Source organism: Pseudomonas sp. ES1, assembly GCF_050586605.1.
Lineage (GTDB): Bacteria > Pseudomonadota > Gammaproteobacteria > Pseudomonadales > Pseudomonadaceae > Aquipseudomonas > Aquipseudomonas sichuanensis.
Genome location: NZ_JBOBDM010000040.1, coordinates 1 through 13,053 on the forward strand (window position 1 = coordinate 1; position 13,053 = coordinate 13,053).

A 13,053-nucleotide genomic window follows, 5' to 3' on the forward strand; every position below is an offset into this window, starting at 1 on the left:
TCGTTCATCAAGCGCCCGTACCGCCCACGGTAATGGCGTCCAGTTTCAGGGTCGGCTGGCCTACGCCCACCGGCACCGACTGCCCATCCTTCCCGCACGTCCCCACGCCGCTGTCCAGTGCCAGGTCGTTGCCGACCATCGACACCCGGCTCATCGCCTCCGGGCCATTGCCGATCAGCGTCGCGCCCTTGACCGGCGCGGTGATCTTGCCGTCCTCGATCAGGTAGGCCTCGCTGGTGGAAAACACGAACTTGCCGCTGGTGATGTCCACCTGGCCACCGCCGAGGTTGGCGCAATAGATGCCCTTCTTCACCGAGGCGATGATCTCCTGCGGGTCGCTGTCGCCAGCACGCATGTAGGTGTTGGTCATGCGCGGCATCGGCAGGTGAGCGTAGGATTCGCGACGGCCGTTACCGGTCACCGCCATGCCCATCAGGCGGGCGTTGAGCTTGTCCTGCATGTAGCCCTTGAGGATGCCGTTCTCGATCAGCGTGGTGCACTCGGTCGGGGTGCCTTCGTCATCGACGCTCAGCGAACCACGGCGCCCTTCCAGGGTGCCGTCGTCGACGATGGTGCACAGGCTCGACGCCACTTGCTCACCGATGCGCCCGCTGAACGCCGAGCTGCCCTTGCGGTTGAAATCGCCTTCCAGGCCATGGCCGACCGCTTCATGCAGCAGCACGCCAGACCAGCCCGAGCCCAGCACCACCGGCAGGGTACCGGCCGGAGCAGGGATCGCTTCAAGGTTGACCAGCGCCTGGCGCAGCGCTTCGCGGGCATAGCCCATCACCCGTTCTTCGGTGAAATAGCGGTAGTCGGTACGCCCGCCACCGCCCTGCCCGCCGCGCTCGCGACGGCCGTTCTGCTCGACGATCACGCTGACGTTGAAACGCACCAGCGGCCGAATATCGGCAGCCAGACTGCCGTCGGCGGCGGCAATCAGAATGCGCTCCCACACCCCGGCCATGCTCACGCTGACTTGCTGGATCCGCGGATCGAGCGCACGGGTGGCGGCGTCGACGCGCTTGAGCAACTCGACCTTTTCGGCACGGCTGAGCACGTCCAGGGGGTTGTCCGCTGCGTACAGCGCGGTCACGTCCTGGCTGCGGAACGCCTGCACCGTGCCGTTCTGCCCGGCGCGGGAGATCGAGCGGGCGGCGCGGGCGGCCGAGGTCAGGGCTTCCAGGTTGATCGCATTGCTGTAGGCAAAGCCGGTTTTCTCACCGGACTGGGCACGCACGCCCACGCCTTGGTCGAGGTTGAAGCTGCCTTCTTTGACGATGCCATCTTCCAGCGCCCAGGTTTCCGAAATCTGGCCCTGGAAATACAGGTCTGCCGCGTCGATACCGGGGCCCGCCAACTCGCCGAGCACCGTCTGCAAGCTGTCGAGGGTCAATCCGCCCGGGGCCAGGAGCTGCTCACTGACGGTGGATAACATCTGGCTCATAGTCACTCCGAGGTCTGCGCAGGCCGCAATGCGTCCTGCGGGAAAAAGCGCCGGTGGGTAACCACCGGCATGCGCGCCCGGATGGACGCCTGTTCTTCGCTGTCGCGCGTGGCCAGCAAGACTGCTTCGCCACGCGCCTGTTGCGCGACGATCCGCCCCCAAGGGTCGACGATCGCCGCCTGGCCGTGGGTTTCCCGCGGCCCTGGATGCATGCCGCCCTGGGCGGCGGCCAGTACATAGCACTGGGTCTCGATGGCCCGCGCACGGATCAGCACTTCCCAGTGCGCCGCGCCGGTCACCGCGGTGAACGCCGCCGGTGCACTGATCAGCTCGGCACCGGCTGCGCGCAGGGCGCTGTACAGCTCTGGAAAGCGCAGGTCGTAGCACACCGACAAGCCCAGGCGCCCCACTGGCGTATCGGCGACCACCACCTGGCTGCCATGGGCGTAGTCATCCGACTCGCGGTAGCGGCCACGGTTGTCGGCCACATCCACGTCGAACAGGTGCAGCTTGTCGTAGCGCGCAGCGATCTCGCCGTGCTCATCGATCAGCAGCGAGCAGGCGTGGGACTTTGCCTCAGGCTGGCCAACCGGTGGCAGCGGCAACGTGCCGGCGACAATCCATAACTTGAGGTCGCGGGCCGTGCGTTTCAACCACGGCAGGATCGGCCCCTCGCCCAGGGCCTCGGCCCGCCCGATGGCGGCAGCGTCGCGCCGGCCCATGGCCGCGAAATTCTCCGGCAGCACCGCCAGCCGCGCGCCGCCGGCAGCGGCCTGCTCAAGCAGCGCAGTGGCACGTTGCAGGTTGGCCAGCACATCGTCCTGGCTGACCATCTGGATCACTGCTGACGTCATCGCAACCCCGGGCTTATTTATCAAAAGGTTTCACAAAGGTGATTTTAGGCTCTTTCACCGGCCCCTCGACGCGGTAATGCACGCTGGCAAAACGCGCCACACGGTCGCCGATCAGGCGGTCGACCAGGAACAGTGCCCCACCCACCGCCGGCGCACCAATGATCAGCGCGGCGAGCGGCAGGTTGTTGGTCACCGGCAGCGTCACCATCAGGTTGGCGTCGACCCGATCGCGCGCCAGATCCAGGGTCCCATCGAGCTCGAAGTTGCTCGACGGGCCGGTGACAGTGATCGGCTCGCGGGTCACGTACACCCCCTCGCTCGCCACCAGCAGGCCTTTCACCCGGTCGTAGGCCAGGCCTTTGCTGAACAGGTCGGAGAAGTCCAGGCGCAAGCGCCGGCCAATCGAGTTGAAGTTGAGCAGGCCGAATACCCGCAGGGCCTGGGCGCTGCCTTCGACCTCGACGAACTGGCCAGAACGCAGCGCCGCGTCGAGGCTGCCCGAATAGCGATCGAGGCTCACCCAGGCAGGCGAACCCGGCCAGCGGCCGTCCACGTCCATGCGGAAGTCACGGCTGGTCACGGTGGGCGCAAAGCCCCAGGCTTTGAGCACGTCGCTCAGGTTCTTGCCGTCCAGGCGCCCCTTGTACCAGCTCGACGTGTTGCCCGGTTCACCTTCCCAGCCGCCGCTGCCGTCGATGTGCAGGCCCTTGAGGTCCAGATCGACGTCGCTGAGGGCGATACCACGGGGCACCTGGCGCAGTTTCAGGGTTGCACTGCCGAACAGGTCGTCGCCCCGATACAGCTTGTCGATGGTCAGGTCCAGCGGCGGCACGTTGCGTGGATCGACGCTGGCCAACGGGTCCGGGGCCTTCTCCGGCGCGGTCACACTTGGATCAGCGGGCGGCAGGCGCAGCGATGGCAAGCGGATGGTGAGCGGCACACCCTTGGCATCGGGAATACGTGCATTGCCAATGACTTCCTTGCTGTCCAGGCGCAGGTCCCAGGCTGGGCCGCTGCGCGCCAGGCGCACCACGGCCTGGTTGAGGTCCATGCCGAAAGCCTTGAGCTGGCCGATGCTCAGGTCGACGCCTTGCAGGTTCTGCCGGGCACTGCCGCCTGGGTCCTGGCCGGCCAGGCTCGACATCTGTGCCTGCCAGGGGGCCAGGTCCAGCGTTTCGAGGTGTCCGCGGACCCGCAAGCCCTGGCCGCCGGGCAGGTTGGCCTCACCGCTGCCCAACAGCAGTTCGCCACGGCCCTGGCCAAGCTTGTCGGCGGGCGCGGCATAGGCAAAGCGGGCCAGGTCTGCATAAGCTGCGTCGATACGCCGCTCCGGGCCTTGCAAGGTCAGGCTGAAGCGGCTGTCGCGGATATCCGAGGCCGCCTTGCCGAATGGCGCCGGCAGGTCGATGGCCAGGCCCTTGAGCGAGGAGTTGACGGTCAGACGGTTATCGCGGCTGCCCAGCAGCAATTGCAACTGGTAGGGCAGCTCACCCGAAACGGGCAGTGCCTGCTGGAACTGCAGCCAGTCGGTCAGCGCCTTGAGGCCCACCTGGCCATTGGCGGTGATGCGGCTCTGGATCTGCCCGTCCTTGCCTTCGGCGGCAATCTGCGCCGTGACCGGTTTGCCGAACGCCTGCAGAGCAATGTCCTTGCCGCTCAGCCCCTTGTCGTAATCGAAGCTGAAATCACCTTTGAGGCGGCTCAGCTCCAGGGTTGGCGGCGCCACCTTGAGCGTGGCGTTCGCGGTTGCAAAGTCCACCAGCACCTTGGGCCGCTGGCCATGCTCCAGGGGAATGTCCAGCTTGAGCTTGCCCTTGAGCGGCCCCTCGCCTTCCCAGCCAGCGAAGATCGCCCCCGTGCCGATGGGGGCTTCCTTGAGAATCTTCAGGCCATCGCCGAGGCTGCCGTCGAAATCGCCATCCAGGTAAAGGTGGCTGTGCTGCCCCGCGTCGACATGTGGAATGTTGACGCGGACATCACTGACCTTGGTGTCGAGCAGCATGCCACTGCGGGCATTGACGCGAACGCCGGTGTCTTCGATGAATACATCGCCGTCCACCTGCTGCACCTGCGGCCAGCCCGGCTGGAAGTCCAGTGCCGCGTCATGCACTTTGAAGAACAGGCTGATGTCGCGGGCATGTGGCGGCGCGCCGTGGTTGAGCGAACCCTGGTACTGGAAGTAGCCCTCGTCGACGTTGCCCTTGACGACGGCACTGCGCAGCCATTCGTCGAGCGCCGGGCTGAGCACCTCGGGCAGGTACTTGGCGGTGTAGCGGCCGTCACCCTCGGTCATGCCGACACGCAGGTCCATGTAGTCCTCGCGGCCCTCTTCGAACAGCAGCCGGATCAGGAAGTCAGCCGCGATCTTGCCCTCCTCGCCCAGCACCTTGATGTAGGGGGCGATCAGCGTGAACCCTTCCTTGTCGAGCTTCCAGGTCAGGCGGGCATTGGCCTTTTGGTAATGCCAGGGCTTGGCGAAGATCGGGTACAAGTGCAGCATGAACGCCTCGGTATCCAGGCGCAGCTCACCCTGGCCCAGGTCGCCGCTGATGGCGCCGCTGACATTACCGGCCGCAGGCGCTCCGTGGTAGGCATCGAAGCCGACCTTCTCCAGGTTGGCGGCGAACTGCACACGCTGGTCGCCTTCGGCCTTGGGGCGGATATCCAGGCGCACATTACGCAAGGCACCCGTGACCTTGAGGGCATCGACCACGGCCTTGAGGTTGTCCGGCAGCGGCGCCAGGGCGTCGATCAACGGGGTCAGGGGCGTCAGCTCGAGGCGATCGGCCTGGACCTGCCAGGACTCCTCGGCCGGCGTCTGTCCCGTGCGCTGCGCCAGTTGCAGGTGAGACTCCCAGCGGGTCTTGCCGATGCTCGCGGCAAGCGAGTCCACGGCCACATCGAAACCTTCGCTGCGGCGCTGGAACCAGGCCGACAACGCCACGTTGTCGAGGGCGACCGCTTTACGCTCGCTGTAGGCGCCCTTGAGTTGCGGTGCATTCAGGCGCACCACGGCGCTTTGCAGCTGGCCTTGGCTCCAGTCGACCCAGAACTCCCCGCCGGCCCGCAGGGTATCGGCTTGCCACTGGCCCAGCAGGCGCGGCGGCAGCCAGCGCGCCCAGTCACTCTGCGGCAGGCTGAGGTAGGCTTCGACCTGACCATCGCGCCAGGCCTTGGCCGTGGCCCGGCTGCGCAGGCTGACGGCCAGCGGCTGGCCATCGGGCAAGGTGGCTCGCAGGTCCAGGCTCTGGCGCGAGGCACCGGCCTGCAGGCCGAGGCTGACATAGGTGAGGGTAAGGGGCTCGCGCTGCCACGGGTGCAAGGTAACCTGGCTGTCGAACAGGTCGACCCGGCCCAACTGGCGCAGGCGCTTGAGGGCATCTGCCGGGTCGAGCGGCGCATCATCCTTGTGCGGCAAGCCTTCCAGGGCCCAAGCGCCCTGCTCGTTTTCACGCAGGATCAACTGCAGGCCACCAAGCTGGATGCGCGCCAGGCGCACTTCGCGCGCCTTGAGGCTGGCCCACAGGTCCGGCACCAGCTTGACGTCGTCCAGGCGCAGCGCGGCGGCGCCTTCGCCCAGTTGCAGATCGCGCACCCGCAGGACCGGGGCCAGGCCGCTCCAGCGGCCTTCCAGCGCCCCCACATGCACAGGCAGGCCCAAGGCCTGTTCGGCCTTGAGTTCGGCGTCCGCACGGTATTCGGCGACCAGCGGTATCAGTTGCCGACCGAGGCTGACGTACAGCGCCACCAGCACCGCCAGCAGGGCGCAAATTGCCAACCCCCAGCGGGTCAAGGCGCTCAGAACGCGGGTCAGACGCTCCATGGCCAAGGCCCTCCAAGTCGTCCACTAACTATGGCCGCTGAATAGCGCTTTGCCAGCCCGTCCCTGGGGCAGATAGGTTCAGTGACGGTCAGAGCAGCACCACATCATATTGTTCCTGGGAATACATGGACTCGACCTGGAAACGAATGGTTCGCCCGATGAAAGTCTCGAGTTCGGCGACGTTACCCGACTCTTCGTCCAGCAGCCGGTCGACCACCTTCTGGTTGGCCAGGACCCGATAGCCCTCTGCCTGGTAGGCGCGGGCTTCGCGAAGGATCTCACGGAAGATCTCGTAGCAAATGGTCTCGGGCGTCTTCAGTTTGCCGCGCCCCTGGCAGGCGGCACACGGCTCGCACAGCACCTGTTCGAGGCTCTCGCGGGTGCGCTTGCGGGTCATCTGCACCAGGCCCAGCTCGGTGATGCCGATGATGTTGGTCTTGGCATGATCGCGCTCCAGCTGCTTCTCCAGCGTGCGCAGCACCTGGCGTTGGTGCTCTTCGTCTTCCATGTCGATGAAGTCGATGATGATGATCCCGCCGATGTTGCGCAGGCGCAGTTGCCGGGCAATGGCCGTGGCCGCTTCCAGGTTGGTCTTGAAAATGGTCTCTTCAAGGTTGCGATGGCCAACGAACGCGCCGGTGTTGACGTCGATGGTGGTCATCGCCTCCGCCGGGTCGACCACAAGGTAGCCGCCGGACTTGAGCGGCACCTTGCGGTCCAGGGCACGCTGGATTTCGTCCTCCACGCCATACAGGTCGAAGATCGGCCGCTCGCCCGGGTAGTGCTCGAGGCGATCGGCGATTTCCGGCATCAGTTCGCCGACGAACTGCGTGGTCTTCTGGAAAGTTTCCCGCGAATCGATGCGGATCTTCTCGATCTTGGCGTTGACCAGGTCGCGCAGCGTTCGCAGCGCCAGGCCCAGGTCTTCATAGATCACGGTAGGGGCGCCGCAGGTCTTGATCTGCGAGCCAATCTGCTCCCACAGGCGGCGCAGGTAGCGGATGTCCTGGAGAATGTCCTCGGCACGCGCGCCCTCGGCGGCGGTGCGCAGGATGAACCCGCCGGCGTCCTTCATCTCTTCCTGGGCCATGCAGTCGGTGACCACCTGCTTGAGGCGATCACGCTCGGCTTCTTCCTCGATTTTCAGCGAGATGCCGACATGGCTGCTGCGCGGCATGTACACCAGGTAGCGCGAGGGGATCGACAACTGGGTGGTGAGGCGCGCGCCCTTGGTACCGATGGGGTCCTTGGTCACCTGCACCACCAGTGCCTGCCCTTCATGCACCAGCGCAGTGATGGTCTCTACCGCCGACCCTTCGCGCAGGGAGATCTCCGAGGCATGAATGAACGCCGCACGCTCCAGGCCAATATCGACGAACGCTGCCTGCATGCCCGGCAACACCCGGACCACCTTGCCTTTATAGATGTTGCCGACGATGCCGCGGCGCTGGGTGCGCTCTACGTGCACCTCCTGCAGGACACCGTTCTCCACCACTGCCACGCGTGATTCCATCGGGGTGATGTTGATCAGAATCTCTTCACTCATGGCAGGCTCTCGTCAAGGTTTTCGGTAATGATGGATCGCTGCGGGATGGCTGGCTAGCGCGCTGTCGAACCCTCTTGCGGCTGCCAGACAGCAACGGCGAATTGCTCCAGCAGCTCGGCGGTCTCGCTCAAGGGCAGGCCGACCACGGCCGAATAGCTGCCCTCGATGCCGCTGACGAATACCGCGCCCAAACCCTGGATGGCATAGCCACCGGCCTTGTCCAGCGGCTCGCCGCTGGCCCAGTAGCGCAGGGCTTCTTCGAAGGAGATGGCGCGAAAGCGCACCGTGGTGCTGACGCAGCGGCTGATGCTGCGCCGGCCGTCGGTCAGCGCCACCGCGGTGAGCACCTGGTGCTCGCGCTTGGACAGATCGCCGAGCATGGCCAGGAAATGTTCACGGTCTTCTGGCTTGCCGAGGATTTCGTCGTCGAGCACCACCGTGGTGTCCGCGCCCAGCACCACGCCGTTGCCATCGGTGTGGGCGAAACCGGCCACCGCCTTGGCCTGGGCCAGGCGCTCGACATAGGCTGCCGGGGCTTCGCCGGGCAACGGGGTTTCATCGATGGGGGCACTGACGACCGTGAACGGCACGCCGATCTGGGTCAGCAGTTCACGACGACGCGGCGAACCGGAGGCCAGGTAAAGTTGAGGCATGTGGACATCTCCCTGTCAGTGGTGGCGCAGCGTCAATGAATATGCAAGCGCACGCGCAAGCCGCGCAGGGCGAAGCTGACCCACGGCCAGAGCAAGGCACTGATCACCGCCGACCAGACCAACGCCAGCGTTGGCAGGCGGTTGCCGGTCAGGGCGCTGAGCCATAGCTGGATCAGCTGGGCGATACCGAAGATCACCAGGATCACCAGGCTCTGCTGCCACATGGGGAACATGCGCAGGCGCTGCTGCAACGACAGCACGAGGAACGTGATGAGGGTAAGGATGAGCGCATTCTGCCCCAGCAAGGTGCCGTACAGCACGTCTTCGGCCAGGCCCAGCACGAAGGCGGTGGTCATGCCGACCTTGGTGGGCACGGTGAGGGTCCAGAACGCCAGCAGCAACGCCAGCCACATGGGCCGGAACACTTCCATGAACTGCGGCATCGGCGAGACGCTGAGCAACAGGCCGATGGCAAAGGTCAGCCAGATGGCCCAGCCGTTTCTGCTACGGGTGCTGGCCATTATTGCCTCCGGGGTTGAGCGGGCGCTGCGGCCGGGTGGGCCGGGGCCGTGACGTTTGCGGCAGGTGTCGGAGCTGCGGCGGGTGCGGCAGGCTGCGCGGCGTTGGCCGCGGCTGGCGTTGCCGGGGCCGCAGGGGCCTGGCCATGGCCGGCACCCTGGCGGTCGGCTTCTTCCTGGGCAATCGCCGCTTCCGTTGCACGCTCTTCCGGGGTACGCCGGTCGCTGAACACCAGCAGCATGTAGCGGCTGCGGTTGAGCGCGGCGGTCGGGATGGCGCGGACGATGGCGAATGGCTGGCCGGAATCGTGGATCACTTCATTGACCGTGGCCACCGGGTAGCCGGCCGGGAAGCGCTGGCCCATGCCGGAGCTGACCAGCAGGTCGCCTTCCTTGACGTCGGCGGTGTCGGCCACGTGGCGCAGTTCCAGGCGTTCCGGGTTGCCGGTGCCGCTGGCGATGGCGCGCAGGCCGTTGCGGTTGACCTGCACCGGAATGCTGTGGGTGGTATCGGTGAGCAGCAGCACCCGCGAGGTGTACGGCATCAGCTCGACCACCTGGCCCATCAGGCCACGGGCATCGAGCACCGGCTGGCCGAGGAACACACCGTCGCGCTCGCCCTTGTTGATCAGGATGCGGTGGGTGAACGGGTTGGGGTCGACACCGATCAGCTCGGCAACCTCGACCTTCTCGTTGACCAGCGCCGAGGAATTGAGCAGCTCACGCAGGCGCACGTTCTGCTCGGTCAAGGCCGCCAGCTTTTGCAGGCGCCCTTGCAGCAGCAAGGCTTCGGTCTTGAGTTTCTCGTTTTCGGCGATCAGCTCGGTGCGGCTGCCGAACTGGCCAGCCACACCCTGCCACATGCGCTGCGGCAGGTCGGTGATCCAGTAGGACTCCATCAACACCAGGCCCATCTGACTGCGCACGGGCTTGAGCAGGTCGAAACGCGAGTCGACCACCATCAGTGCGATCGACATCACCACCAGCACGAGCAGGCGTACGCCCAGCGAGGGGCCTTTGGAGAAAAGCGGTTTAATGGGCCGTTCCTCGCGGACGACTCAGGAAGTCACTGAACATGGGGCAACGCACCGGCCTGCTTGCGGATTGACGGAAAACGACGCCCTCACGGGCGCCAACCCAGCGCATACAGGTAGCACTGCGCGTGCTACCTGTAAACCGGGCGATGAAACGGCAGCGTCAGGGCTCACTCGCTGGAGAGCAGGTCCATCGCGTGCTTGTCCATCATTTCCAGGGCGCGGCCGCCGCCACGGGCGACGCAGGTCAGCGGGTCTTCGGCGACGATCACCGGCAGGCCGGTTTCCTGGGCCAGCAGCTTGTCCAGGTCACGCAGCAGCGCGCCACCACCGGTCAGCACCAGGCCGCGCTCGGCGATGTCCGAGGCCAGCTCAGGCGGCGATTGCTCCAGGGCGCTCTTGACCGCCTGGACGATAGTCGCCAGCGACTCTTGCAGGGCTTCAAGCACTTCGTTGGAGTTCAGGGTGAAGGCGCGTGGAACGCCTTCGGCCAGGTTACGGCCACGGACGTCGACTTCGCGCACTTCGCCGCCTGGGTAGGCGGTGCCGATTTCCTGCTTGATGCGCTCGGCGGTGGATTCGCCGATCAGGCTGCCGTAGTTACGGCGCACATAGGTGACGATGGCTTCGTCGAAGCGGTCGCCGCCAACACGCACGGACTCGGCGTAGACCACGCCGTTGAGCGAGATCAGCGCGATTTCGGTGGTACCACCACCAATATCGACGACCATCGAACCGCGGGCTTCTTCGACCGGCAGGCCGGCACCGATGGCAGCGGCCATCGGCTCTTCGATCAGGAACACTTCACGGGCACCGGCACCCAGGGCCGACTCGCGAATGGCGCGACGCTCTACCTGGGTCGACTTGCACGGCACGCAGATCAGCACGCGAGGGCTGGGCTGCAGGAAGCTGTTTTCGTGAACCTTGTTGATGAAATACTGCAACATTTTTTCACAAACGCTGAAGTCGGCGATCACGCCATCTTTCATCGGACGAATGGCCGCAATGTTACCGGGCGTACGGCCCAGCATGCGCTTGGCTTCGGTACCGACAGCGACGACGCTTTTCTGGTTGCCGTGGGTACGGATGGCAACAACCGAGGGCTCATTCAGGACGATACCGCGCTCACGCACGTAAATAAGGGTGTTGGCAGTACCCAGGTCGATAGACAGATCGCTGGAAAACATGCCACGCAGTTTCTTGAACATGGGAAAGTGACCCTGGGGAAAGCGTGGGTAAAAAAGTGCGGCAAACTCTAACAATGGCAGGGATTTTGGGCAAGGAGCCAATATGTTAAATTGGCTGTTTTTCCGAGCATGCCTACCGATGATCGCGGCCCTTTGACCGCCAGAATCCTGACATGTTCCTCATTTTGTTAGCGGACAATTCCGTTCATCGTTCCTCCTGGAGATCCCCATGGCGCTGCAACGCTCCGACGTGGAAAAGATCGCCCATCTGGCCCGTCTGGGCCTGAATGAAGGCGAGCTGCCACGCATTACCGACGCCTTGAACAGCATTCTCGGGCTGGTCGACCAGATGCAAGCTGTCGACACCACAGGCATCGAACCGCTCGCCCACCCGCTGGAAACCACCCAGCGCCTGCGTCCCGACCAGGTCACCGAGAGCAATCAGCGCGACCAGTATCAAGCCGTCGCCCCGTCGACCGAGAACGGTCTGTACCTGGTTCCGAAAGTCATCGATTAAGGGATAGCGCCTGCCATGCATCAATTCACTCTGGCCGAGATCGCCCGCGGCCTCGCTGACAAGTCGTTCTCCTCGGCAGAACTGACCGGCGCGCTGCTGTCGCGCATCAAGCAGCTCGACCCGCAGCTCAACAGTTTCATCACCGTCACCGAAGAGCAGGCACTGGAGCAGGCGCGCGCCGCCGACGCCCGCCGCGCCGCTGGTGAAACCGGTGCGCTGCTGGGCGCGCCGATCGCCCACAAGGACCTGTTCTGCACCAACGGCACCCGCACCAGCTGCGGTTCGAAGATGCTCGACAACTTCACCGCCCCGTATGACGCCACCGTGGTCGCCAAGCTGGCCGCAGCCGGCATGGTCAGCCTGGGCAAGACCAACATGGACGAGTTCGCCATGGGCTCGGCCAACGAGTCCAGCCACTACGGCGCGGTGAAGAACCCGTGGAACCTGGAACACGTGCCTGGCGGTTCGTCCGGCGGTTCGGCCGCGGCCGTGGCCGCGCGCCTGCTGCCGGCCACCACCGGTACCGACACCGGCGGTTCGATCCGCCAGCCCGCGGCCTTCACCAACCTGACCGGCCTCAAGCCGACCTACGGCCGTGTTTCGCGCTGGGGCATGATTGCCTATGCCTCCAGCCTCGACCAGGGCGGCCCGCTGGCCCGCACCGCTGAAGACTGCGCCCTGCTGCTGCAAGGCATGGCCGGTTTCGACGCCAAGGACTCGACCTCGGTCGACGAGCCAGTGCCAGACTTCAGCGCCAACCTGAACGGCTCGCTGCAAGGCCTGCGCATCGGCGTGCCGAAGGAATACTTCGGTGCCGGCCTCGACCCGCGCATCGCCGAACTGGTGCATGCCAGCGTCAAGGAGCTGGAAAAGCTCGGCGCCGTGGTCAAGCAAATCAGCCTGCCGAACATGCAGCACGCCATCCCGGCCTACTACGTGATCGCTCCGGCGGAAGCTTCCTCCAACCTGTCGCGTTTCGACGGCGTGCGCTTCGGCCATCGCTGCGAAAACCCCAAAGACCTCACCGACCTGTACAAGCGCTCGCGCGGTGAAGGCTTCGGCGCAGAAGTGCAGCGCCGGATCATGGTCGGCACCTACGCCCTGTCGGCCGGCTACTACGATGCCTACTACGTCAAGGCGCAGCAGATCCGCCGCCTGATCAAGAACGACTTCGTGGCCGCCTTCCACGACGTCGACGTGATCCTCGGCCCGACCACGCCAAACCCGGCCTGGAGGCTCGGCGCCAAGAGCAGCGACCCGGTCGCCGCCTACCTGGAAGACGTCTACACCATCACCGCCAACCTGGCGGGCCTGCCGGGCCTGTCGATGCCGGCCGGCTTCGTCGATGGCCTGCCGGTGGGCGTGCAGCTGCTGGCCCCGTATTTCCAGGAAGGCCGCCTGCTCAACATCGCGCACCGTTACCAGCAAGTCACCGACTGGCACACCCGCGCCCCCAACGGCTTCTGAGGAATTC

General features: G+C 65.4%; 10 protein-coding genes. 2 read left to right on the top strand and 8 right to left on the bottom strand.

The window, feature by feature from the left end:
- Positions 1-7: 7 nt before the first annotated feature.
- The 8 genes from tldD to mreB all read right to left on the bottom strand — a co-directional run bounded on the left by tldD (position 8) and on the right by mreB (position 11,083).
- The gene (gene tldD / locus ACQ4N9_RS17135; RefSeq protein ID WP_390968385.1) at positions 8-1,447 is read right to left on the bottom strand and encodes a metalloprotease TldD; all 1,440 of its coding nucleotides are present in this window, start codon (positions 1,445-1,447) and stop codon (positions 8-10) included.
- Positions 1,448-1,449: 2 nt separating this feature from the next.
- A complete protein-coding gene (locus tag ACQ4N9_RS17140) occupies positions 1,450-2,301 on the bottom strand; it encodes a carbon-nitrogen hydrolase family protein (RefSeq protein WP_125465351.1) in 852 nt (283 codons plus the stop codon).
- Positions 2,302-2,314: 13 nt separating this feature from the next.
- Complete coding sequence (locus ACQ4N9_RS17145) at positions 2,315-6,124, bottom strand: YhdP family protein (protein ID WP_390968387.1); 3,810 nt, start codon at positions 6,122-6,124, stop codon at positions 2,315-2,317.
- Between the two features lie 88 nt (positions 6,125-6,212).
- A complete protein-coding gene (rng, locus tag ACQ4N9_RS17150; RefSeq protein WP_125465353.1) occupies positions 6,213-7,670 on the bottom strand; it encodes a ribonuclease G in 1,458 nt (485 codons plus the stop codon).
- Between the two features lie 53 nt (positions 7,671-7,723).
- Positions 7,724-8,323, bottom strand: coding sequence for a Maf family protein (locus ACQ4N9_RS17155; protein ID WP_125465354.1), 600 nt, complete (start codon positions 8,321-8,323; stop codon positions 7,724-7,726).
- A gap of 32 nt (positions 8,324-8,355) precedes the next feature.
- A complete protein-coding gene (gene mreD / locus ACQ4N9_RS17160) occupies positions 8,356-8,844 on the bottom strand; it encodes a rod shape-determining protein MreD (RefSeq protein ID WP_125465355.1) in 489 nt (162 codons plus the stop codon).
- On the bottom strand, positions 8,844-9,830 hold the full coding sequence (gene mreC / locus ACQ4N9_RS17165) for a rod shape-determining protein MreC (protein WP_390968390.1): 987 nt from the start codon (positions 9,828-9,830) through the stop codon (positions 8,844-8,846). The genes mreD and mreC overlap by 1 nt, the downstream gene beginning before the upstream one ends.
- Positions 9,831-10,045: 215 nt before the next feature.
- Positions 10,046-11,083, bottom strand: coding sequence for a rod shape-determining protein MreB (gene mreB / locus ACQ4N9_RS17170; RefSeq protein ID WP_003255163.1), 1,038 nt, complete (start codon positions 11,081-11,083; stop codon positions 10,046-10,048).
- Between the two features lie 208 nt (positions 11,084-11,291).
- Between mreB and gatC the strand changes: the two genes are divergently transcribed.
- Together gatC and gatA are read left to right on the top strand one after the other, a co-directional pair.
- On the top strand, positions 11,292-11,579 hold the full coding sequence (gene gatC / locus ACQ4N9_RS17175; protein ID WP_110993452.1) for an Asp-tRNA(Asn)/Glu-tRNA(Gln) amidotransferase subunit GatC: 288 nt from the start codon (positions 11,292-11,294) through the stop codon (positions 11,577-11,579).
- Positions 11,580-11,594: 15 nt separating this feature from the next.
- Positions 11,595-13,046, top strand: coding sequence for an Asp-tRNA(Asn)/Glu-tRNA(Gln) amidotransferase subunit GatA (gatA, locus tag ACQ4N9_RS17180; protein WP_390968393.1), 1,452 nt, complete (start codon positions 11,595-11,597; stop codon positions 13,044-13,046).
- The last annotated feature ends 7 nt before the right edge of the window (positions 13,047-13,053 follow it).